The following is a 22045-nucleotide window of genomic DNA, read 5'->3' as shown; positions in this document are numbered from 1 at the left end:
TTAGCGCTACCTGTGATGGCCCCTTCGCGAGCAGACTCGCACACATTGGAATGTGATCAACTGTGGGAGCGAGCTTGCTCGCGAAGGGGGCATATCAGGCAACGCAAAAATCCCAGACAAACAAAAGGCCCCGAGGTTCTCACCCCGGGGCCTTTTGTATTTCAGCGAACGCTTACGCCGCTTTCGCTTCCGGCTGGCTCAGGGAGCGGTTCAGCGCACTGAACAGCGCCTTGAAGCTGGCGGTGGTGATGTTTTCATCGATGCCAACGCCGTGCACTGCACGCTCACCATTCACCCGCAGTTCAATGTAGGCCGCGGCCTTGGCATTGGTGCCCGCGCCGATGGCGTGTTCGTTGTAGTCCATGATTTCCACCGGGATCGGCAGACCGGCCACCAGTGCTTCCAGGGCACCGTTGCCCTTGCCGCGCCAGTGCAGGTTGGTTTCGCCCTGGCCTTGGCTGGAGACTTCCACTTCCACGGCGCTGTGACCGTTCTCTTCCTGCAGGCGATGGCTGACCAGCGCGTACGGAGTGTTGGCCTGCAAGTATTCGCTGTGAAGCAGCGCGTGGATCTGCTGGGCGGTCATCTCCAGGCCCAGGCGATCGGTTTCACGCTGCACGACCTGGCTGAATTCGATTTGCATGCGACGTGGCAAGTTGATGCCGTATTCCTGTTCCAGCAGGTAAGCGATACCGCCCTTGCCCGACTGGCTGTTGACGCGGATCACCGCCTCGTAGCTGCGACCGATGTCGGCCGGGTCGATCGGCAAGTACGGTACTTCCCACAGCGCGTCAGGTTTCTGCTGCGCGAAGCCCTTGCGGATGGCGTCCTGGTGGGAGCCGGAGAACGCGGTGTGAACCAGGTCGCCGACGTACGGATGACGTGGGTGCACCGGCAGCTGGTTGCACTCTTCGACGACTTTGCGCACGCCGTCGATGTCGGAGAAGTCCAGCTCAGGGTTCACGCCCTGGGTGTAGAGGTTCAAGGCCACGGTCACCAGATCGACGTTACCGGTGCGTTCGCCGTTGCCGAACAGGCAACCTTCGACGCGGTCGGCGCCGGCCATCAGGCCCAACTCGGTAGCGGCAACACCAGTGCCACGGTCGTTGTGGGTGTGCAGGCTGATGATCACGCTGTCACGACGGTTGATGTGACGGCCGAACCATTCGATCTGGTCGGCATAGATGTTCGGTGTGGCGCATTCGACGGTCGCTGGCAGGTTGAGGATCATCTTGTGCTCAGGCGTCGGGTTCCAGACTTCGATCACCGCGTCGCAGACTTCCTTGGCGAATTCCAGTTCGGTGGCGCTGAAGGTTTCCGGCGAGTATTCGAAGGTCCACTCGGTGTCCGGCTGCTGGGCAGCGTATTTGACGAACAGCTTGGCCGCGCTCACGGCGATTTCCTTGATCCCGTCCTTGTCCTGGTTGAAGACGATGCGGCGGAACGAAGGCGAGGTCGCGTTGTACAGGTGGACGATGGCTTTCTTCGCCCCACGCAGGGATTCGAAGGTACGCTCGATCAGGTCTTCACGGCCCTGGGTCAGCACCTGAATCGTGGTGTCGTCCGGGATGTGGTTGCCTTCGATCAAGGTGCGCACAAAGTCGAAGTCGGTTTGTGAAGCCGCCGGGAAGGACGCTTCGATCTCTTTCACGCCCACCGACACCAGGGTTTTCCAGAAACGCAGCTTCTTGACCGCGTCCATTGGCTCGATCAGCGACTGGTTGCCGTCACGAAGGTCCGAGCTGCACCAGATCGGCGCGGTGGTGATGGTCTTCGACGGCCAGATGCGATCCGGAATATCAATGGTCGGGAAGGCGCGGTATTTCGAAGACGGGTCTTTGAGCATGCTCATCGGGAATTCCTTAATGTAGGGGCCGAAAAGAGGCGGCCTGCCGGTGGATCAATTGTTCTTGGGGAAAAGCGTAGGGCGAGGCATCGCAATTCAGCCTGGCAGTCGTGCGCTGACGAGGCACAGGCTGCGGTGCTGGCGAAGCTGAATGAGGGTGTGAGAGGTTTTCATGCCTTCAACCCTAACCGCGAGGGGGAAGGATGGCAAGCAGTCGAAAAAAATTGAGAGGAATACCCGAAAAGTCGTGTTTATCGAGATTTTATTGCTCTGATGGTCGGTGATTGTCTTGATGTTTGCGCGAGGTTTGAGCGATGCGCAATTGTAGGATTTGCGCGTCGGGCCGTTTCAGCACGGCTATTCTTAAAGCCTCAGCAAGACGACTGACAAGCAGGAGTCGGCAATGAACGAGTCGGATTGGAAGCGTTACAGCGCGTTGCGTCCTTTGGCCCACGAGCGGATGTGTGTGCGGATCATGGAAGAGGTCGAGCGCACGGTGATGGACAAGAGCCTGACGCCTTATGAGCGGATAGACGCCAGCGAAGAGTTGCTCAAGGCCGGACAAAAGGAACTGTATTGGGCGTTTGGTGTTTTCAGGTTTTCACGACATGAGGCCCGCTCTCACTTGCTCGGGCTGTGTGCCCGGGAGTTGATCACGCCTGAGGAATTGACCGGATTTTCAGAGGAGACCCAAGCCTGGATCAAACATTGCCTGGCGGACCGGGAAGTGCATGGGATTGAGGACTTGGAGGCGGAATAGTCGGCGCCAGTGAGGCCGCCTTCGCGGGCAAGTCGGATCGCCGCACCGCTCGCTCCTACAGGTTTTCGGTGACCGCAAAATCACATAAATCCTGTAGGAGCGAGGCTTGCCCGCGAAGGGGCCGCTAGCCCCAACGACAGTTTATGGCTGAAACGCACCAATGAAAATCGCCGGATCCACCCGCGCATCATTCAGGCTGACGTTCCAATGCATATGCGGCCCGGTCGCGCGCCCGGTCGAGCCGACTTTCCCAACCACACTGCCGCGAGCCAGTTGCTGACCCACCTGCACGTCGATTTTCGACATATGGCAAAACATGCTGATAAAGCCCTGGCCATGGTCGACAAATACCGTGTTGCCATTGAAAAAGTAGTTACCGATCAGGATCACTTTGCCCGCCGCCGGCGTCTTGATCGGCGTTCCGGCAGGCACGGCGAAGTCCAGGCCGGCGTGAGGATTGCGTTCTTCTCCGTTGAAGAACCGGCGCACGCCAAACTTGCTCGACAGCGGCCCGTTGACCGGTTTGTCCAGTAACAGGTTGCTCGGGGTGGTCGGGCTGAAGCTGCGGTAGGCCTGGATCTGCTCGGCCAACTCGCCCTCGATGCGCTTGAGATTCTCCGGGTTCGGATTGACCTGCTGCGTATTCTTCAGGGTGATGTGCTGCTCCGGGTACTTCTTGTTGCCGACCGTAAATTTCAGATTGCGACCGCCACTGCTGACCTGCTGGATGCCCGGCTTAACCGTCAATGGCACGCCGACAATGGCCAGCCAATTGTTCTGTTCCTTGACCACCAACACGGGTTTGCCCTGGTAGCTGGCTTTCGGCGCCTGGGCGGAGGTGCCCAGGTCCACCACGGCCACGCCGCCCGGTACCGGTTTATTCAGCAGGCGCGTGATGTAGCTGTCGGCGTGGGCGTTGAACGTCAGGCAGAGCAATAACAGCGGAATTAAAAAACGCGGCATGGATCAATCCAGTAAAGAAAGGGTGACAGGCGTCAGGTGATTGTCTTCGACCCGAACGTGCAGCTCGCCGTCGCCGAGTCTGGCTTTGAGGCGTTGGCCGGTATGGGTTTGCTTGGCACTGCGGATCGCGTTGCCGCGCTCGTCCAGCAAAATGCTGTAGCCACGGCCGAGGGTCGCCAAAGGGCTGACCACATGCAGCGTCTGCACCTGGGTTTGCAGTTGCAGGCGACGGGCCTTGAGGCCTTCGCGCATTGAACGCGGCAGGCGTTCGGCGAGGCTGTCGAGGCGCTGGCGGAGCAGTGCCAGTTGCCGTCCCGGATGTTGTCCTGCGAGGCGGGTTTCCAGGCGAATCAGCCGTTCGCGACGGGTATTAAGGCTGCGTTCGAACGCGCGGCGCATGCGCATGTCCAGGTCATCCAGGCGTTGCGCTTGCTGGCGCAGACGTTCGCCTGGATGACGCAGACGGCGGGAAATGCCTTCCAGGCGCAGTCGATCACGCATTAATCGGTCGCGGATACGCATCACCAATCGACGATGCAGGCTTTCGACCCGACGCACCAGATCGCTGGAGTCCGGCGCCAGCAGTTCGGCGGCGGCGGAAGGTGTGGGGGCACGAACGTCGGCCACGAAGTCACTGATCGACACGTCGGTTTCATGGCCTACGGCGCTGACAATCGGCGTCACGCAGGCATCCACGGCGCGAGCCACGGCTTCTTCGTTGAAACACCAGAGGTCTTCCAGCGAGCCACCGCCACGGGCCAGGATCAGCGCGTCGAAACCACGGGCATCCGCCAGTTTCAGTGCGCGGACAATCTGCGCAGTGGCTTCGCGGCCCTGCACGGCCGTGGGGATCAACGTCAGTTGGATCTGCGGCGCTCGGCGGCGGAACACACTGATGATGTCTCGAATCACCGCGCCGGTGGGCGAACTGATGATGCCGATGCGCTGCGGGTGCGCTGGCAATGGCACCTTACGGTCGGCGCTGAACAGGCCTTCGGCGCTGAGTTTTTCCTTCAGCGCATCAAAGGCCAGGCGCAATGCGCCATCACCGGCCGGTTCCACGGTGTCGAGAATCAGCTGATAGTCACCACGGCCCTCGAACAGCGAAACCTTGCCGCGAACCTTGACCGCCAACCCATCCTTGAGCGCCTGACGAACCCGTGCGGCGTTCTGCCGGAACAGCGCGCAACGGACCTGAGCGCCACTGTCCTTGAGGGTGAAATACACATGGCCGGACGCCGGACGGGCGAGGTTGGAAATTTCACCTTCAACCCAGATGTTGCTGAACACGTCTTCAAGCAACACCCGCGCGCGGCCGTTGAGCTGGCTGACAGTCAGGACTTCACGGTCCAGGCCGAGTCTTGCAAAGGGATCTTTAATCATGGGGCGCAGTTTAAAGGCATTCGCACGGGAATCTCTACGTTCGCGAATTCATGTAGCAGCTGGCGAAGCCTGCGTTCGGCTGCGCAGCAGTCGCTAATCCATCCACCGCGCTGCACCTGACACAACACGCAACCTGATTTACGACTGCTGCACAGCCGAACGCAGGCTTCGCCAGCTGCTACATAGGTCGAGATACAGTTCAGCGACCTGTACAGTCACCCAAGGTATTCAAGGAAGACGTGGGGATGAATGTGTTTGAACTGTTGCATCAATGGCCATTCGGCGCGACGGATTGGCTGGTGATCGGGTTGGGCATCGCCCTGGCCTACATCGTGTTCGGCATCGCCGGGTTCGGCACCGCGCTGGTGGCCGGGCCGATTCTGATTCTGTTCATGCCGCTGTCGAAGATCGTGCCGCTGCTGGTGTTGCTGGATTTTGTCGCGGCGTTCGGCAATCTGTTGCCCTCGCGCAAGGATGTGGCCAAGCCTGAATTACTGCGGCTACTGCCGTGCATGGCGGTGGGCTGTACGTTGGGCGTGATTTTTCTGCTGAATCTGAAATCCGATGTGTTGCTGCTATTGATGGGGCTGTTTATCAGTGCCTATGCGGTTTACAGCTTGTGGGTCAAAACCCGTCCGATGCAATTGTCTGCCGGTTGGGCGGTGCCAATGGGCACGGTGGGCGGGATGTTCGGGGCATTGTTTGGCAGCGGCGGCTTTTTATATGCGATCTATTTGAACAGCCGGTTGCCCAAAGAGGCGGCCCGTGCGACCCAAAGCGCGCTGATCAGTTGCAGCACCGTGGTGCGTTTGAGTTTGTTCACCATCGCAGGTGTGTATGCCGAGCTACCCTTATTGGTACTGGCGGTGTGTTTGTTGCCCGCCATGGCGCTGGGGCTGTGGATTGGCCGGCGGTTGACCCTGAAGCTGTCCCGGGAGGCGTTCGTGCGGCTGGTGACCTGGTTGGTGCTGGCCAGCGGGATTGCCTTGATCGGGCGGTATTTGAGTACTTGACCGGATTTCGTCAGGGATTAAGCTGCCGGCCGTTCGGACGCCTTCGCGGGCAAGCCTCGCTCCTACAGGATTTATGTCGTCGCAAAATGTATCGAACGACACCGAACCCGTAGGAGCGAGGCTTGCCCGCGAAGGCGTCATCCGGCGCACCGCAGAAAATCCATTTGACGCAGCAGGCTTGCACCATGAATTCCCAAAGCATCATCGTCCCGAAAATCTCCACATTGCCGGTACACGAACCCCGGGCCCGGGCGGTCGTGCGTTGGCTGGTGCGCAAGAACATCATCAAGGAAGAGCTGACCACCTGCGGCCGCACAGGTAATCGCATGGGCCACGCACTCGCCGACGGTGCCCGCGCCGTGGTCTTGCACCCGGAGGCGCTGCCGTTCGGCGAACCGGTCAACGGCCTGGAGATCATCACCAAACGCTGCATCTACACCCCGGCCAAGGGCTTTCTGGGCGAGGCGGGCTGCGCGGAATGCCGCAAGGAAATCGGCGAGGCGCTGTTCGAAAGCCTGGAAGAGTGGATGCCGGGGCGCACCGACAACTTCACCTGCCCCGAATGCGGACATGAAGATGACATCAACGGGTTTCTGTTCTTGCAGGAATGCGGTTTTTCCAACCTGGGATTCATCTTCAACAACTGGGCCGAGGCCGGGTTCAAGCAGAGTTTTATCGATGAGTTTGCCGACTGGCTGGATCAACCCGTGAGTTGGGTCAAGGTCGAATTGTAAACCCCGTAGGAGCTGCAACAATCCCCGTATGTCAGTAATGCCAATAATAGACAGAGTTTTACATTGAACCCGAGGGGGTGTCTGACTATAATGGCGCGCTTCCATTTTCCCGCTCGGGAGCCCCCGCGATGCTGCGTATCAGCCAAGAAGCTCTGACATTCGACGACATTCTCTTAGTGCCTGGTTATTCCGAGGTACTTCCTAACGAAGTCAGTCTCAAGACCCGCCTAACCCGTGGCATCGAGCTGAATATTCCTCTGGTTTCTGCCGCCATGGACACCGTCACTGAAGCCCGTCTGGCAATTGCCATGGCTCAGGAAGGTGGCATCGGCATTATCCACAAGAACATGACCATCGAGCAGCAAGCTGCCGAAGTTCGCAAGGTCAAGCGTTACGAAGCCGGCGTGGTCAAGGACCCGATCACCATCGAGGCTGACGCCACGGTTCGTGAACTGTTCGAACTGACCCGCATGCACAACATTTCCGGCGTTCCGGTACTGCACGATGGCGACCTCGTCGGCATCGTCACTTCCCGTGACGTGCGTTTCGAAAACCGCCTGGATGCCACCGTCCGTGAAGTGATGACGCCTAGAGAGCGCCTGGTCACGGTCAAGGAAGGCGCCGACAAGAACGATGTTCGCGAACTGTTGCACAAACACCGCATCGAACGCGTGCTGATCGTCGACGACAAATTTGCCCTCAAAGGCATGATGACCGTCAACGACATCGAAAAAGCCAAGGCGTATCCGCTGGCCAGCAAGGACGATCAAGGTCGTCTGCGCGTGGGTGCTGCAGTCGGTACCGGTAAAGACACCGGTGACCGCGTAGCCGCTCTGGTCCACGCCGGCGTTGATGTGGTGGTAGTCGATACCGCTCACGGTCACTCCAAAGGCGTGATCGATCGCGTTCGCTGGGTCAAACAGAATTTCCCTGAAGTGCAGGTCATCGGCGGCAACATCGCCACCGGCGCTGCTGCCAAGGCCTTGGCCGAAGCGGGCGCCGATGCCGTCAAGGTCGGTATCGGCCCAGGCTCGATCTGCACCACTCGCATCGTCGCCGGTGTCGGCGTCCCGCAAATCAGTGCCATCGCCAACGTCGCCGCGGCCCTTGAAGGCACCGGTGTTCCGTTGATCGCCGACGGCGGCATCCGTTTCTCCGGTGACCTGTCCAAGGCCATCGTGGCCGGTGCTTCCTGCGTGATGATGGGCTCGATGTTCGCCGGTACTGAAGAAGCACCAGGCGAAATCGAACTGTTCCAGGGTCGTTCGTACAAGGCTTACCGTGGCATGGGTTCGCTGGGCGCCATGTCCCAGGCTCAAGGTTCCTCCGATCGTTACTTCCAGGACTCCTCGGCAGGCGCCGAGAAGCTTGTACCTGAAGGGATCGAAGGGCGTGTGCCTTACAAAGGCACCCTGAGCGCCATCATCCATCAGCTGATGGGCGGCCTGCGTTCCTCGATGGGTTACACCGGCAGTGCCGACATCGAAGAAATGCGCACCAAGCCTGAGTTCGTGCGGATCACCGGCGCTGGCATGGCCGAGTCCCACGTCCACGACGTACAGATCACCAAAGAAGCGCCAAACTACCGCGTAGGTTGAGCCTTCCAGCAAAAAGTTAAGTAACCGGGGCTGTTTTATTCAGCCCCGAGTTGTTTCTGAATCACGACTGTTTCTGAATTACTTAGACGAGACTGAATCATGGCCCTCGACATTCACGCTCACCGCATCCTGATCCTCGACTTCGGTTCCCAGTACACCCAGCTGATTGCCCGCCGCGTGCGTGAAATCGGCGTGTATTGCGAACTGCATCCGTTCGACATGGACGACGAAGCGATTCGCGAATTCGCGCCGAAAGGGATCATCCTCGCCGGCGGCCCCGAGTCCGTACACGTCGCCGACAGCCCGCGCGCACCGCAAGCTGTGTTTGACCTGGGCGTGCCGGTTTTCGGTATCTGCTACGGCATGCAGACCATGGCTGAACAGCTGGGCGGCAAGGTTGAAGGTTCCGAGCTGCGTGAGTTCGGCTACGCCCGTGTCGACGTCGTCGGCAAGAGCCGCCTGCTGGACGGCATCGAAGACCACATCGACGCCGATGGCCTGTTCGGCCTCGACGTGTGGATGAGCCACGGTGACAAAGTTACCAAGATGCCGCACGAGTTCCACATCCTGGCCAGCACCCCGAGCTGCCCGATTGCCGGCATGTTCGACGATGCTCGCGGCTACTACGGCGTGCAGTTCCACCCGGAAGTGACCCACACCAAGCAGGGCGGTCGCATCCTCTCGCGCTTCATCCTCGACATCTGCGGCTGCGAAGCGCTGTGGACGCCGTCGAAAATCGCTGAAGACGCCATTGCCAACATTCGTGCCCAGGTCGGCACCGATAACGTACTGCTCGGCCTGTCCGGCGGTGTGGACTCCTCGGTCGTTGCCGCGCTGCTGCACAAAGCCATCGGCGACCAGCTGACCTGCGTCTTCGTCGACAACGGTCTGCTGCGTCTGCACGAAGGCGAGCAAGTGATGGCCATGTTCGCCGAGAACATGGGCGTCAAGGTGATCCGCGCCAACGCTGAAGAGCAGTTCCTGAACAACCTGGCCGGCGAGTCCGACCCAGAGAAGAAGCGCAAGATCATCGGCCGTACCTTCATCGACGTATTCGATGCCCAGTCCAACAAGCTGGACAACATCAAGTACCTCGCCCAAGGCACTATCTACCCGGACGTGATCGAGTCGGCTGGCGCCAAAAGCGGCAAGGCTCACGTCATCAAGTCGCACCACAACGTGGGCGGCCTGCCGGAAGAAATGAACCTCAAGCTGGTTGAACCCCTGCGCGAGCTGTTCAAGGACGAAGTCCGTCGTCTGGGCCTGGAACTCGGCCTGCCGTACGACATGGTCTACCGCCACCCATTCCCGGGCCCGGGCCTGGGCGTGCGGATCCTCGGTGAAGTGAAGAAGGAATACGCTGACCTGCTGCGTCGCGCTGACCACATCTTCATCGAAGAACTGCGCAAGGCCGACTGGTACCACAAGGTCAGCCAGGCGTTTGTAGTATTCCAGCCGGTGAAATCGGTTGGCGTAGTAGGCGATGGCCGTCGTTACGCCTGGGTTGTTGCCCTGCGTGCCGTGGAAACCATCGACTTCATGACCGCGCGTTGGGCACACCTGCCTTACGAGCTGCTGGAAACCGTCAGCGGCCGCATCATCAATGAAATCGAAGGCATCTCCCGCGTTACTTACGACGTGTCGAGCAAGCCGCCAGCGACGATCGAGTGGGAATGATCCCGATCTGACTGATCGCCTGTAACACCGCAAAGGCCCCGTGAGCGCGAGTTCACGGGGCCTTTTTGTGTGACCAGTCGCCGCGCCACCCTTACTGTTTCGCAATTGCAGGTGTATCGTATTCGCCTTTTGCCGGCCCCGTGCTTGCCGCTTATACGTGAGGTAGTTGAGTTCATGTCCTTTACCCGTCGCCAAATCCTCGGTGGCCTGGCCGGTCTTGTTGTCGTTGGCGTGGGCGCCGGTGGCGCATCGCGTTACTGGTTGGGCAAGATGGCGGATGCCAACGCGGGCCACGACTATGAGCTGATCGCCGCGCCGCTGGACGTTGAGCTGGTGGCCGGGCATAAGACCGAAGCCTGGGCGTTTGGCCCGTCGGCGCCGGGCACCGAGCTGCGCGTGCGTCAGGGCGAATGGCTGCGGGTGCGCTTCATCAACCACCTGCCGGTTGCGACCACCATTCACTGGCACGGCATCCGCCTGCCACTGGAAATGGATGGCGTACCCTACGTCTCGCAGCTTCCGGTGTTGCCGGGTGAATATTTCGACTACAAATTCCGCGTTCCCGACGCTGGCAGTTACTGGTATCACCCCCACGTGAGCAGCAGCGAAGAGCTGGGACGTGGGCTGGTCGGTCCGCTGATCGTCGAAGAGCGTGAGCCGACCGGATTCAAGTACGAGAAGACCCTGAGCCTCAAGAGCTGGCACGTCGATGAACAGGGCGCTTTCGTCGCCTTCAGCGTTCCTCGCGAAGCGGCCCGGGGCGGTACGGCGGGGCGCCTGTCGACCATCAATGGCGTCTCGCAAGCGGTGATCGAGTTGCCGGCCGGGCAGATTACCCGGGTGCGCGTGCTCAACCTCGACAACACGCTGACCTATCGCCTCAATATTCCGGGCGTCGAAGCGCAGATCTATGCGCTGGACGGCAACCCCGTCGAGCCGCGCCCGCTGGGCAAGGAATACTGGCTCGGCCCGGGCATGCGTATTTGTCTGGCGATCAAGGCGCCGCCAGCCGGTGAAGAACTGTCCCTGCGCAACGGCCCGGTACGTCTGGGCACGTTCCGTTCTGTGGCCAACAGCGATTCACCCACCACCTGGCCGCCTGCGTTGCCCGCCAACCCGGTGGCCGAGCCGGACCTGGCCAATGCCGAGAAACTCAACTTCAATTTCGAATGGGTCGGCTCGGTGTCGGTGAACGTCGACAACGGCAAGCCGCCCAGCCTGTGGCAGATCAACGGCAAGGCGTGGGACATCACTGACAAGACCTGCGCCGACCGCCCGATTGCCAGGCTTGAGAAGGGCAAGAGCTATATTTTCGAATTGAAGAACATGACTCAGTATCAACACCCGGTTCACCTGCATGGCATGAGCTTCAAGGTCATCGCTTCGAACCGGCACAAGGTTATCCCGTACTTCACCGACACGTACCTGTTGGGTAAGAACGAACGCGCGCAAGTGGCGCTGGTGGCGGATAACCCGGGTGTGTGGATGTTCCATTGCCACGTGATCGATCACATGGAAACCGGCCTGATGGCCGCCATCGAGGTGGCATGATGCGTCAGATACGTCCCGCCGCAATTATCGATCGCAGCCGTGATCGAGACTTCATGCGCGAAGCGCTGGCGCTGGCCGCTCAGGGGGCGGCCCTGGGCGAAGTGCCGGTGGGCGCGGTGCTGGTGCAGGACGGTGAAATCATCGGCCGCGGCTTCAATTGCCCTATCAGCGGCAACGACCCGAGTGCTCATGCCGAGATGGTCGCAATCCGTGCTGCGGCAAAGGCCGCGAGCAATTATCGCCTGCCGGGCAGTACGCTGTACGTGACGCTTGAGCCGTGCAGCATGTGCGCCGGGCTGATCGTGCATTCGCGGATTGCGCGGGTGGTGTATGGCGCCCTCGAACCCAAGGCCGGGATTGTGCAAAGCCAGGGACAGTTTTTCACCCAAGGCTTTCTCAACCATCGAGTGTTGTTTGAAGGCGGGGTGTTGGCGGAGGAGTGCGGGGCGGTGTTGAGCGAATTCTTCAAGGCCCGCCGGGCAAAAACAACGGAATAAATACCGAACCTTATTTTGTAGGAGCGAGCTTGCTCGCGATGGTGTGTCAGTCGACATCAATGCAGCTGACACTCCATCGCGAGCAAGCTCGCTCCTACAAGGGGATCTCCATTGGTTGGAGATCGTGTTTACTTGCGGGCGACGATCACCGCGCGCATCGGCGCGGGCAAGCCTTCGATGGTCTTGCTGTGATCCTCGGGATCAAGGAAATCACTCAGCGACTGATACTTCATCCATTCCGTCCCGCGCTGCTCTTCAATCGTGGTTACGCTCACATCCACACAGCGAACATCGGTAAACCCGGCACGACGCAGCCACAATTCAAGCGCAGGCACCGACGGCAGGAACCATACGTTGCGCATCTGCGCGTAACGGTCTTCCGGCACCAACACTTGCTGCTGATCGCCTTCGATCACCAGCGTCTCCAGCACCAATTCACCGCCTTTGACCAGGCAATCCTTCAGTGCCAGCAAGTGCTCGATCGGCGAGCGACGGTGGTAGAACACGCCCATCGAAAACACGGTGTCGAAGCCTTCCAGGTTCGGCGGCAAGTCTTCGAAAGGAAACGGCAGGTGCCAGGCGTTAGGCTCGGACAGGTAGCGCTGCACGGCCTGGAACTGGCAAAAAAACAGCCAGTTCGGATCGACGCCGATCACGCTGTCGGCGCCGGCGCCGAGCATGCGCCACATGTAGTAACCGTTGCCGCAGCCGACATCAAGGATGCGTTTGCCCTTCAGGTCCAGGTGCTTCGCTACCCGCGACCACTTCCAGTCGGAACGCCATTCGGTGTCGACATGCACGCCAAACAGATCGAACGGGCCTTTTCGCCAAGGCGACAAACCCATCAACGCCGTGCGCATTTGCACACGGGTTGCGTCGTCGCAATCAGTGTCCAGCATCAGGCCGTCGAGCAAATCGACTTCGCTCGGCTGGATCTTCGGCAACGCGTCCAGTGCGCTCTGCCAGCGCTCCAGGTCGCCGTGACCTTTCTCCATCTTCTTGTCGAGTTGCGCTTGCAAGGTGTTGGCCCATTCGGCCAGCGGTGTGCCGGCCAAACGGCGGGCGAGGGGAGACAAATCAATCATGGCAAGGCAATCAACGAGGCAAAGTTAAGACACTGGAACCACGGCACGACTTTCGAGAACCCGGCGGCCAGCAGGCGCTCGCGGTGTTCTTCGAGACTGTCGGGCTTCATGACGTTTTCGATGGCACTGCGCTTCTGGGCGATTTCCAGTTCGCTGTAGCCGTTGGCACGTTTGAACGCCACGTGCAGATCGGTGAGCAACGCATGTTCTTCGGGGTCGTTGAAACGCAGCTTCTCCGAGAGGATCAACGCACCACCGGGCAGCAGCGACTGGCGAATGCGTGAGAGCAAGGCGGTGCGCTGCTCCGGGGCGATGAACTGCAGGGTGAAGTTCAGCGCCACGACAGAGGCTGGCTGGAAATCGAGCGCGAGGATGTCGCCTTCGATCACCTCGACCGGCAGCAATTCCTGGAACATCGAGTCCTGACCGTTGAGGTACTCGCGGCAACGCTCGACCATCGCAGTGGAGTTATCCACAGCAATGACGCGACAGCCGTCGGTGCGCACATGACGACGCAAGGCCTGGGTCACGGCACCGAGGGAGGAACCCAGGTCGTAGAGCACGCTGTTGGGCTGGGCAAACTGCGCGGCGAGCACACCGAGGTTTTCTACGATGGTCGGATAACCCGGCACCGAGCGCTTGATCATGTCCGGGAACACCCGCACCACGTCCTCGTTAAAGGCGAAGTCAGGCACCTGGGCCAAAGGCTGGGCGAAAAGGCGATCGGGTTCTTTGCTCACGGCAGTTCCAGCGGCTTCGGTTGAAAAGGACGGCATTTTAGCCAACTTGGCGCGTGGATGCGCGGGTTGTCTGATAAACCGCTGGACAGGCTCTGGCCTCCGCGTCGTCAGCGATACCGCTATCGCGAGCAAGCTCGCTCCCACAAGGATTGCACTGTACCTGTGGGAGCGAGCTTGCTCGCGATGAATTCAGCGCGGTTTTGGACCGAACGCCGAGGCTGTGATTCCCCATTGCCCCAGCCAGTAGCTGAGGATGATCACATAAGGTGCTGCCTCGAACGGCATTACAAACCGACTGATGCCAATTACGCTGTCCGAAAACACAAATGCCACAGCCCCCGCTGCCGCCAGCAACGCCGAGCGCTCGGGCACGTCGCTACCGAGCCTGGCCAGTGCCCGCCAAAGCATCGCGCTGATGGCCAGGCCGTAAACGATCACCGGGATCAGCAACGGTCCCAGACCGTGAGAAATCAGAATTCCCAACAGCACCGCGCCAACGCCGAGCGCCAGGATCAGTGGTACCGGCGCCAGTCGCCGGCAATCGCTCACGTACGCTTTCAGGTACGCCAGGTGGGTGACCAGAAATGCCCCGAGGCCGAACACGAACAAATCCCCCGGCCATGCGAGCAACACATCGCCGAGCAGGGAGAAAATCAATCCAAGGCTGATCCAGCGCCGATACTCGGTGGGCGGCGCATCATGCAGCCACCCGAGCAAGGCCAGCACCGGCAACGGTTTGACCAGCAGGCAGAGCAGCGCGGCATGCACGCTGACACCATAGAGAAAGGTCACTGCACCCATCAGCGCCAGGATCAGCCAGCCCATCATCAGTTAACCGAGATTGCGCAGTCGAAGGTTTCTACCGGCAGCACTTCCGGGGCCCACGGTTGTTGTGAGGTCAGACGCAAACGGCCTGTGCCGGTAGCGAACGCCTGAAAGCGCCAGGTCGAGATCCCGGCCGCACCCACCACACCGGCATCTTGCGGGTTGCTGTAAACCTCAGGGCTGAGCGCGCGCAGCACGCCACCGGCGGAATCCTGGATTGCCCAGCGATAACCCGTGGTCGGGTTGCTTGGCAGTGTCAGGATCAGGTTCTGCCCGTTGTGCAGGATCGCCGGGCACTCGCTTTGTTTTTCCACGGTCACGTTCTGTTTGGGGGGCGTGGCACACGCGGCCAGCAAGGCGAGGGCAAGGGGGACAAACAGGCGGGTGGGGGACATAAGGTCAGCGGCTCCGGCATTCACGACGAACGGCGAGCATAACTGAAGATGAGACGAAGTGTGACGGCGCCGGGAATTGGCGGTGTTAGTGCCGACGTCTTCGCGAGCAGGCTCACTCCCACAGGGGACAGTTATAACCCTGTGGGAGCGAGCCTGCTCGCGAAAGCGATCATGCAGGCACTGCATCACCGTCAGAACAGAATCTTCGCCACATCCGCAAAGCGCTTGGCGAAATGCACGGTAATCCCTTCCTTCAGGTACTCGGGCAGTTCTTCGAAGCTTCCGCGATTGGGTTCCGGCAGGATCAACTCGAAGATCTTCTGCCGCCGCGCCGCAATTACTTTCTCGCGCACCCCACCAATCGGCAGTACATGCCCGGTCAGCGTCAATTCGCCGGTCATGGCGACGCCTTTCTTCGGCGGTTGATTGCGCGCCAGCGAAAGCAGGGCGCTGGCCATGGTCACGCCGGCGCTCGGGCCATCTTTCGGGGTGGCGCCTTCGGGTACGTGCAGGTGCACAAAGGCTTCGTCGAAGAACTTCGGATCACCGCCAAACGACTTCAAATTGGAGCTGACATAGCTGTAGGCGATTTCGGCCGACTCTTTCATCACGTCACCCAGTTGCCCGGTGAGTTTGAAACCACGGTTCAGCGTGTGAATACGTGTGGCCTCGATCGGCAAGGTCGCGCCGCCCATGCTGGTCCAGGCCAGCCCGGTGATGACGCCGGTGCCGGAGAGGACTTGCTCATTGCGGAACACGGGATGCCCGAGTGACGCTTCGAGGTCTTTCGGGCCGAGTTTAATCACCGCGTTCGGCTCATCGATCAACTTCACGACGGCTTTGCGCACCAGTTTGCCCAGTTGTTTTTCCAGCTGGCGCACGCCGGCTTCGCGCGCGTATCCGTCGATCAACGCCTTCAACGCGCTGTCGCTAATGGACAAGCTGGCTTTGGACACTCCAGCCTTTTCCAGCTGCTTCGGCCATAAGTGACGCTTGGCGATGGCGATCTTTTCTTCGGTGATGTAGCCCGACAGACGGATGACTTCCATCCGGTCAAGCAACGGACCGGGGATCGAGTCCAGGGTGTTGGCGGTGCAAATGAACAGTACTTTCGACAGGTCGAGACGCAGGTCCAGGTAATGGTCGAGGAATTCGACGTTCTGTTCCGGGTCCAGGGTTTCCAGCAGCGCCGAGGCTGGGTCGCCCTGGTAGCTCTGGCCCATCTTGTCGATTTCGTCGAGCATGATTACCGGGTTCATCACTTCGACGTCTTTCAACGCCTGCACGAGTTTGCCCGGTTGTGCGCCGATGTACGTGCGGCGGTGGCCCTTGATCTCGGCTTCGTCGCGCATGCCGCCGACGCTGAAGCGGTAGAACGGCCGGCCCAGGGATTCGGCGATGGATTTGCCGACGCTGGTTTTACCCACGCCCGGCGGGCCGACCAGCAGCACGATGGAGCCGCTGATCTCGCCTTTATAAGCACCGACCGCAAGGAATTCGAGGATCCGGTCCTTGATGTCGTCAAGGCCTGCATGGTGTTTGTCCAGCACCTTGCGTGCGCGCTTGAGGTCGAGTTTGTCGTCGCCGTACACGCCCCACGGCACCGAGGTTGCCCAGTCGAGGTAGTTGCGGGTTACCGCGTACTCCGGCGAGCCGGTCTCGAGGATCGACAGCTTGTTCATTTCCTCTTCGATGCGCTTTTGCGCCTGGGCGGGCAATACCTTGCCTTCCAGGCGCTGCTCAAACTGTTCGATGTCGGCGCTGCGGTCATCTTTGGTCAGGCCCAACTCTTGCTGGATGACCTTGAGTTGTTCCTTGAGGAAGAACTCGCGCTGATGCTCACCGATCTTGCGGTTAACTTCGGCGGAAATTTCTCTTTGCAGGCGCGCGACTTCGACTTCCTTGCGCAGCATCGGCAGGACTTTTTCCATGCGCTTGAGCATGGGGACGCAGTCGAGCACTTCCTGCAGTTCACTGCCGGTGGCCGAGGTCAGGGCGGCGGCGAAGTCGGTCAACGGCGAGGGGTCGTTGGGGCTGAAGCGGTTGAGGTAGTTTTTCAACTCCTCGCTGTACAGCGGGTTGAGCGGCAGCAGTTCCTTGATCGCGTTGATCAGCGCCATGCCATAGGCCTTGACCTCGTCGGTCGGCTCGGTGGGCTGGTGCGGGTATTCGACTTCCACCAGGTACGGTGGGCGATGGTGCTTGAGCCAGGTGCGGATGCGCACGCGGGTCAGGCCCTGGGCGACGAATTGCAGTTTGCCGTTTTCGCGGCTGGCGTGATGCACCTTGACCAGTGTGCCGTAGAGCGGCAGGGCCGAAGTGTCGAAATGCCGTGGGTCTTCCTGGGGCGTGTCCATATAGAACAGGGCCAGGGAGTGGTGATCGGATTTACTGACAAGGTCGAGGGTTTCGGCCCACGGTTCTTCATTGACGATGACCGGCAACACTTGGGCCGGGAAGAACGGGCGGTTGTGGATCGGGATGATGTAGACCTTGTCCGGCAGGTTCTGGCCTGGCAGGGCGAGGCCTTTGCCGGTGGAGTGGTGTTCGGCGTTCTCTGGGTCGGCGTATTCGCTCGGGTCTTCGGGGAATTCTTGCTGGTCGCTCATGGGGCACCTGCGCAATGGAGTATGGGTCTTAGATGGGGCAGGTTGGCGGTGGTTTCAATGATGACGTGGGGATAACGGATAATTCGAAAGCGTGTTCAGTGCAGAGACAGGTTAGCTGGGTCTGCGTGAATACCTTCATTTTTGGAAGGCCCTTTCGCGAGCAGGCTCGCTCCCACACTGACTCGCGCTACACGATCCAATGTGGGAGCGAGCCTGCTCGCGAAGAGGTTTGTCAGTATTGCGGATGCTGTTGTGGCGGGGATTACGGGCGGATTTCGATCATCGTGCCATCTGGCACCAGGCCCCAGACTTCACGCATGTCCATGTTGCGCATGGCGATGCAGCCGTCGGTCCAGTCCAGAGTGTGGAACAGGTCTTCGGGGGTGTCTTCAGTGTCCGGGGTGCCGTGGATCATGATCATGCCGCCGGGTTCGACGCCTTCGCGCCGCGCGCGGGCGGAGTCGCTGATGTTCGGGTAGGAGATGTGCATCGCCAGGTTGAAGCGATCACTGACTTTGCGCCAGTCCACCCAATAGAGACCTTCCGGCGTGCGTTTGTCGCCTTCCATCAGCTTCGGCCCCGTGGGGTGTTTGCCCAGGGAAATGCGATAGGTCTTGAGCGGCTTGCCGTCGTTGATCAATTGCAATTGGTGGGCGGATTTCAGAATCAGTACTTTTTCGATGACTTTGCCGTCCAGGGTTTCCGCTACAGAAGCCTGGGAGACAGCGACGAATGACAAGCAAAACAGGGCAAGCAACCAGCGCATTGAAACGATTCCCGAAAAGTGTCGCGACTATATATTTATAGATGTTTGTTTTAGGTGCTGCCGCAGGTTGCGATCTTTTTGCGACGGTAAGTCTACCGACGTTGAGATTAAGTGATGGCAGGCTGGGCAAGCGGCGGGATCGATTCGGACCGCACGGGGTAGACCTCGGCCCGCCGGTCAGCGAAGAAGCATTCTAAGGTACGGCCCACCGTGCGGAAAGCCAGCTCGGACCAAGGGATGTCGGCTTCTTCGAAAAGCTGCACTTCCAGGCTCTCGGGGCCGGCGGAAAAATCCAGGTCGACCAGCTCGGCACGGAAGAACACATGCACCTGGCTGATGTGCGGCACGTCGATCAAGGTATAGATGCTCAGATTGCGCACCCGGGCGCAGGCTTCTTCGGCCGTCTCGCGAATAGCCGCCTGCTCGATGGTTTCACCGTTTTCCATGAAACCGGCGGGCAGGGTCCAGTAACCAAGTCGTGGCTCAATGGCACGTCGGCACAGCAACACTTTGGAGCCCCAGGTCGGCACGCAGCCGGCAACGATATTGGGGTTTTGATAGTGGATCGCGTGACAGCTGTCGCAGACAAAACGCAGGCGCGAATCGCCTTCGGGAATGCGCTGGGTCACCGGGTTGCCGCACTGACTGCAAAATTTCATGCTTGGGTTCCTGAATGCTGCGCCTATCTTGGCGTGCAGCGGTGTCAGTCGGCAAGTTGTCGTTTAGCGACACACAGCAGTTCGGGGGTTGGGCGGTCGGTTCGATTGGTGCATGATGCAATGTAAGGCACAGATCGAGAACACTCATGCTGGACGAGCTACTGCATAGGGTAAGCAATCACACACCGCGCACGCTGGAGACTGACCGACGTTTCCCGGAGGCCGCGGTACTGGTGCCCATCACCCGCAGTGAAGAGCCGGAACTGGTTCTGACCCTGCGTGCCAGCGGGCTCTCGACCCATGGCGGCGAAGTCGCCTTTCCCGGTGGACGTCGCGACCCCGAAGACCCGGACCTGATTTTCACTGCGCTGCGCGAAGCCGAAGAAGAAATCGGCTTGCCGCCAGGGCTGGTCGAAGTCATCGGCCCGCTAAGCCCGCTGATTTCCCTGCATGGCATCAAGGTCACGCCTTATGTCGGGGTGATCCCGGATTTTGTTGAATACCTGGCCAACGATGCCGAGATCGCCGCGGTGTTCAGCGTGCCGCTGGAGTTCTTTCGCAAGGATCCTCGGGAACACACGCATCGCATCGATTACCAGGGGCGCAGTTGGTATGTGCCGAGTTATCGTTTTGGCGAATACAAGATCTGGGGCCTGACGGCGATCATGATCGTCGAGTTGATCAACCTGTTGTATGACGCCGACATCAGCCTGCACCACCCCCCAAAAAGCTTTATCAATATTTGAAGCCATCGTTCGTATGGCGTGACCCTTGCTTTTGCTAGAGAGCCGGCCTGGCCTTGAGGACAATAAGATGAAATATCGCCTGGGCGACGCCCGCGTCGAAACCCATCCGCAGAGCTGGGTCGCCCCCAACGCTGTACTGGTGGGCAAGGTCAAACTGGAAGAGGGCGCCAACGTCTGGTTCAACACCGTGCTGCGGGGCGACAACGAACTGATCCTGATCGGCAAGAACAGCAACGTCCAGGACGGCACCGTCATGCACACGGACATGGGCTATCCGCTGACCGTCGGCACCGGCGTGACCATCGGCCACAACGCCATGCTCCACGGTTGTACCGTCGGCGATTACAGCCTGATCGGCATCAACGCGGTCATTCTCAACGGCGCGAAAATCGGCAAGAACTGCATCATTGGCGCCAATTCACTGATCGGCGAAGGCAAGGAAATTCCGGACGGTTCGTTGGTCATGGGTTCGCCCGGCAAAGTGGTGCGCGAGCTGACCGAGCCGCAGAAGAAGATGCTGGAAGCCAGCGCCGCCCACTATGTGCATAACGCTCAGCGTTATGCACGCGATCTGGTCGAGCAGGAAGAATGAGCACGCCCGAACGTCCCGTACGATCGCCCTGCGTGAATGTGTGTGCGCTGGACGACGATGACATTTGCATTGGGTGTCAGCGTACGGTGGAAGAGATCACGCGCTGGAGCCGGATGGAAAACGAAGAACGGCGCAAGGTGTTGGGGTTGTGTCACGAGCGGGCCAAGTCGAGTGGGTTGCTCTGGATGCCAGGAAAAACACCGGACCTGTAGCCGCTGGCGCAGCCTGCGTTCGGCGGCTACAAGGTGAGTGTTTGAGGTTTGGCGCTTGTTTGTGTCTGAAGTACTCCGTTGTCAGCTGAAGCCAAACCCTGCGGTTCATGTAAAATGCCGCGCTTTCTCCCCATGGGAAGCGCGCGTGGCGCTGCATCCCTCGATGATCCGCTCCTTTGAGGACCTGAGATGACCCGTATCGGAACTCCATTGTCGCCAACCGCGACCCGCGTATTGCTGTGTGGCTGTGGTGAGTTGGGCAAAGAAGTGGTGATCGAGCTGCAACGCCTGGGCGTTGAAGTCATCGCCGTCGACCGCTATGCCAACGCTCCGGCCATGCAAGTTGCGCATCGCAGCCATGTGATCAACATGCTCGACGGCGCCGCCCTGCGTGCGGTGATCGAAGCCGAGAAACCGCACTTTATCGTGCCGGAAATCGAAGCCATCGCCACCGCGACCCTGGTCGAACTGGAAGCCGAAGGCTTCACCGTGATTCCGACCGCGCGCGCCACGCAGCTGACCATGAACCGCGAAGGCATCCGTCGCCTGGCCGCCGAAGAGCTGGACCTGCCGACCTCGCCGTACCACTTTGCCGATACCTTCGAGGATTACAGCAAGGCGGTTCAGGACCTGGGCTTCCCGTGTGTGGTCAAGCCAGTGATGAGCTCGTCGGGCAAAGGCCAGAGCCTGCTGCGCAGCGCCGATGACGTGAAGACCGCTTGGGATTACGCCCAGGAAGGCGGCCGTGCTGGCAAAGGTCGCGTGATCATCGAAGGCTTCATCGATTTTGATTACGAAATCACCCTGCTGACCGTGCGTCACATCGGTGGCACCACGTTCTGCGCGCCAGTCGGTCACCGTCAGGAGAAAGGCGACTACCAGGAATCCTGGCAGCCACAAGCCATGAGCCCGATTGCCCTGGCCGAATCCGAACGTGTGGCCAAAGCGGTCACCGAAGCCTTGGGCGGTCGTGGCCTGTTTGGCGTCGAGCTGTTCATCAAAGGCGATCAGGTGTGGTTCAGCGAAGTGTCGCCGCGTCCGCACGACACCGGCCTGGTCACCCTGATTTCCCAAGACTTGTCGCAGTTTGCGCTGCACGCACGGGCGATTCTGGGCCTGCCGATTCCGTTGATCCGTCAATTCGGGCCGTCGGCTTCAGCGGTGATCCTGGTGGAAGGGCAATCGACCCAGACTGCTTTCGCTAACCTGGGCGCTGCGTTGAGCGAGCCAGACACGGCGTTGCGTTTGTTTGGCAAGCCTGAGGTCAATGGCCAGCGCCGGATGGGTGTGGCGTTGGCGCGTGATGAGTCGATTGAAGCGGCTCGTGCCAAGGCGACCCGTGCTTCTCAGGCTGTCGTCGTAGAGCTGTAAACCGAGGCGCACCCTTCGCGGGC

21 protein-coding genes are annotated in these 22045 nt (G+C 60.0%); 11 read left to right on the top strand and 10 right to left on the bottom strand.

What is annotated here, in order from left to right:
* Positions 1 to 172 precede the first annotated feature (172 nt).
* Complete coding sequence (gene leuA, locus ACM6IR_RS15820) at positions 173 to 1852, bottom strand: 2-isopropylmalate synthase (protein ID WP_414908601.1); 1680 nt, start codon at positions 1850 to 1852, stop codon at positions 173 to 175.
* A 397-nt stretch (positions 1853 to 2249) separates the two neighbouring features.
* On the opposite strand from leuA, the gene ACM6IR_RS15815 reads away from it, so the two are divergent.
* On the top strand, positions 2250 to 2606 hold the full coding sequence (locus tag ACM6IR_RS15815) for a hypothetical protein (RefSeq protein ID WP_414908600.1): 357 nt from the start codon (positions 2250 to 2252) through the stop codon (positions 2604 to 2606).
* Between the two features lie 141 nt (positions 2607 to 2747).
* On the opposite strand, the gene ACM6IR_RS15810 is transcribed toward ACM6IR_RS15815, so the two are convergent.
* Both ACM6IR_RS15810 and xseA read right to left on the bottom strand, forming a co-directional pair.
* Positions 2748 to 3569, bottom strand: a complete 822-nt coding sequence (locus tag ACM6IR_RS15810; RefSeq protein WP_414908599.1) for a peptidoglycan DD-metalloendopeptidase family protein — start codon at positions 3567 to 3569, stop codon at positions 2748 to 2750.
* A 3-nt stretch (positions 3570 to 3572) separates the two neighbouring features.
* Positions 3573 to 4952, bottom strand: coding sequence for an exodeoxyribonuclease VII large subunit (xseA, locus tag ACM6IR_RS15805; protein ID WP_414908598.1), 1380 nt, complete (start codon positions 4950 to 4952; stop codon positions 3573 to 3575).
* Positions 4953 to 5197: 245 nt separating this feature from the next.
* Here xseA and ACM6IR_RS15800 point away from each other — a divergent pair, with 245 nt between their 5' ends.
* From ACM6IR_RS15800 to tadA, 6 genes are all read left to right on the top strand, one after another.
* Positions 5198 to 5965, top strand: coding sequence for a sulfite exporter TauE/SafE family protein (locus tag ACM6IR_RS15800; RefSeq protein ID WP_414908597.1), 768 nt, complete (start codon positions 5198 to 5200; stop codon positions 5963 to 5965).
* A gap of 185 nt (positions 5966 to 6150) precedes the next feature.
* Positions 6151 to 6699 (top strand): sugar ABC transporter ATPase, encoded by a 549-nt coding sequence (locus ACM6IR_RS15795; RefSeq protein ID WP_414908596.1) that lies wholly within the window; start codon positions 6151 to 6153, stop codon positions 6697 to 6699.
* Between the two features lie 128 nt (positions 6700 to 6827).
* Entirely contained in the window at positions 6828 to 8297 is a 1470-nt protein-coding gene (guaB, locus tag ACM6IR_RS15790) for an IMP dehydrogenase (RefSeq protein ID WP_414908595.1), read from the top strand.
* Between the two features lie 99 nt (positions 8298 to 8396).
* Positions 8397 to 9974, top strand: a complete 1578-nt coding sequence (gene guaA, locus ACM6IR_RS15785) for a glutamine-hydrolyzing GMP synthase (RefSeq protein WP_414908594.1) — start codon at positions 8397 to 8399, stop codon at positions 9972 to 9974.
* 174 nt (positions 9975 to 10148) lie between these two features.
* Positions 10149 to 11525 carry a multicopper oxidase family protein gene (locus tag ACM6IR_RS15780; RefSeq protein ID WP_414908593.1) on the top strand — a complete coding sequence of 459 codons (1377 nt, stop codon included), beginning with the start codon at positions 10149 to 10151 and terminating at the stop codon, positions 11523 to 11525.
* Positions 11525 to 12022: a tRNA adenosine(34) deaminase TadA gene (gene tadA / locus ACM6IR_RS15775; RefSeq protein WP_414908634.1), complete on the top strand. Its 498-nt coding sequence runs from the start codon at positions 11525 to 11527 to the stop codon at positions 12020 to 12022. Before ACM6IR_RS15780 ends, tadA begins: the two co-directional genes overlap by 1 nt.
* Before the next feature lie 128 nt (positions 12023 to 12150).
* On the opposite strand, the gene cmoB is transcribed toward tadA, so the two are convergent.
* The 7 genes from cmoB to ACM6IR_RS15740 all read right to left on the bottom strand — a co-directional run bounded on the left by cmoB (position 12151) and on the right by ACM6IR_RS15740 (position 19101).
* On the bottom strand, positions 12151 to 13107 hold the full coding sequence (gene cmoB, locus ACM6IR_RS15770; protein WP_414908592.1) for a tRNA 5-methoxyuridine(34)/uridine 5-oxyacetic acid(34) synthase CmoB: 957 nt from the start codon (positions 13105 to 13107) through the stop codon (positions 12151 to 12153).
* Positions 13104 to 13883, bottom strand: coding sequence for a carboxy-S-adenosyl-L-methionine synthase CmoA (gene cmoA / locus ACM6IR_RS15765; RefSeq protein ID WP_414908591.1), 780 nt, complete (start codon positions 13881 to 13883; stop codon positions 13104 to 13106). Before cmoA ends, cmoB begins: the two co-directional genes overlap by 4 nt.
* A 153-nt stretch (positions 13884 to 14036) precedes the next feature.
* Complete coding sequence (locus ACM6IR_RS15760; protein WP_414908633.1) at positions 14037 to 14672, bottom strand: lysoplasmalogenase; 636 nt, start codon at positions 14670 to 14672, stop codon at positions 14037 to 14039.
* Between the two features lie 2 nt (positions 14673 to 14674).
* Positions 14675 to 15067: a protease inhibitor I42 family protein gene (locus ACM6IR_RS15755; RefSeq protein WP_414908590.1), complete on the bottom strand. Its 393-nt coding sequence runs from the start codon at positions 15065 to 15067 to the stop codon at positions 14675 to 14677.
* Positions 15068 to 15258: 191 nt separating this feature from the next.
* Positions 15259 to 17676, bottom strand: a complete 2418-nt coding sequence (lon, locus tag ACM6IR_RS15750) for an endopeptidase La (protein ID WP_414908589.1) — start codon at positions 17674 to 17676, stop codon at positions 15259 to 15261.
* 262 nt (positions 17677 to 17938) lie between these two features.
* Entirely contained in the window at positions 17939 to 18442 is a 504-nt protein-coding gene (locus ACM6IR_RS15745) for a L,D-transpeptidase family protein (RefSeq protein WP_414908588.1), read from the bottom strand.
* Between the two features lie 107 nt (positions 18443 to 18549).
* Positions 18550 to 19101 (bottom strand): NUDIX hydrolase, encoded by a 552-nt coding sequence (locus tag ACM6IR_RS15740; protein WP_414908587.1) that lies wholly within the window; start codon positions 19099 to 19101, stop codon positions 18550 to 18552.
* Positions 19102 to 19247: 146 nt separating this feature from the next.
* Between ACM6IR_RS15740 and ACM6IR_RS15735 the strand changes: the two genes are divergently transcribed.
* The 4 genes from ACM6IR_RS15735 to purT all read left to right on the top strand — a co-directional run bounded on the left by ACM6IR_RS15735 (position 19248) and on the right by purT (position 22022).
* On the top strand, positions 19248 to 19847 hold the full coding sequence (locus ACM6IR_RS15735; protein ID WP_414908586.1) for a CoA pyrophosphatase: 600 nt from the start codon (positions 19248 to 19250) through the stop codon (positions 19845 to 19847).
* A 67-nt stretch (positions 19848 to 19914) separates the two neighbouring features.
* Complete coding sequence (locus ACM6IR_RS15730) at positions 19915 to 20439, top strand: gamma carbonic anhydrase family protein (RefSeq protein WP_414908585.1); 525 nt, start codon at positions 19915 to 19917, stop codon at positions 20437 to 20439.
* Positions 20436 to 20651 carry a DUF1289 domain-containing protein gene (locus ACM6IR_RS15725; RefSeq protein ID WP_414908584.1) on the top strand — a complete coding sequence of 72 codons (216 nt, stop codon included), beginning with the start codon at positions 20436 to 20438 and terminating at the stop codon, positions 20649 to 20651. The genes ACM6IR_RS15730 and ACM6IR_RS15725 overlap by 4 nt, the downstream gene beginning before the upstream one ends.
* A 189-nt stretch (positions 20652 to 20840) precedes the next feature.
* Positions 20841 to 22022 carry a formate-dependent phosphoribosylglycinamide formyltransferase gene (gene purT / locus ACM6IR_RS15720; RefSeq protein ID WP_414908583.1) on the top strand — a complete coding sequence of 394 codons (1182 nt, stop codon included), beginning with the start codon at positions 20841 to 20843 and terminating at the stop codon, positions 22020 to 22022.
* Positions 22023 to 22045 lie beyond the last annotated feature (23 nt).

It is taken from the genome of Pseudomonas sp. IT-P253, from assembly GCF_949768125.1.
Taxonomy (GTDB): domain Bacteria; phylum Pseudomonadota; class Gammaproteobacteria; order Pseudomonadales; family Pseudomonadaceae; genus Aquipseudomonas.
The sequence above is the reverse complement of the archived record's forward strand: the minus strand, read 5'-3'. Positions and strand labels throughout refer to the sequence as shown.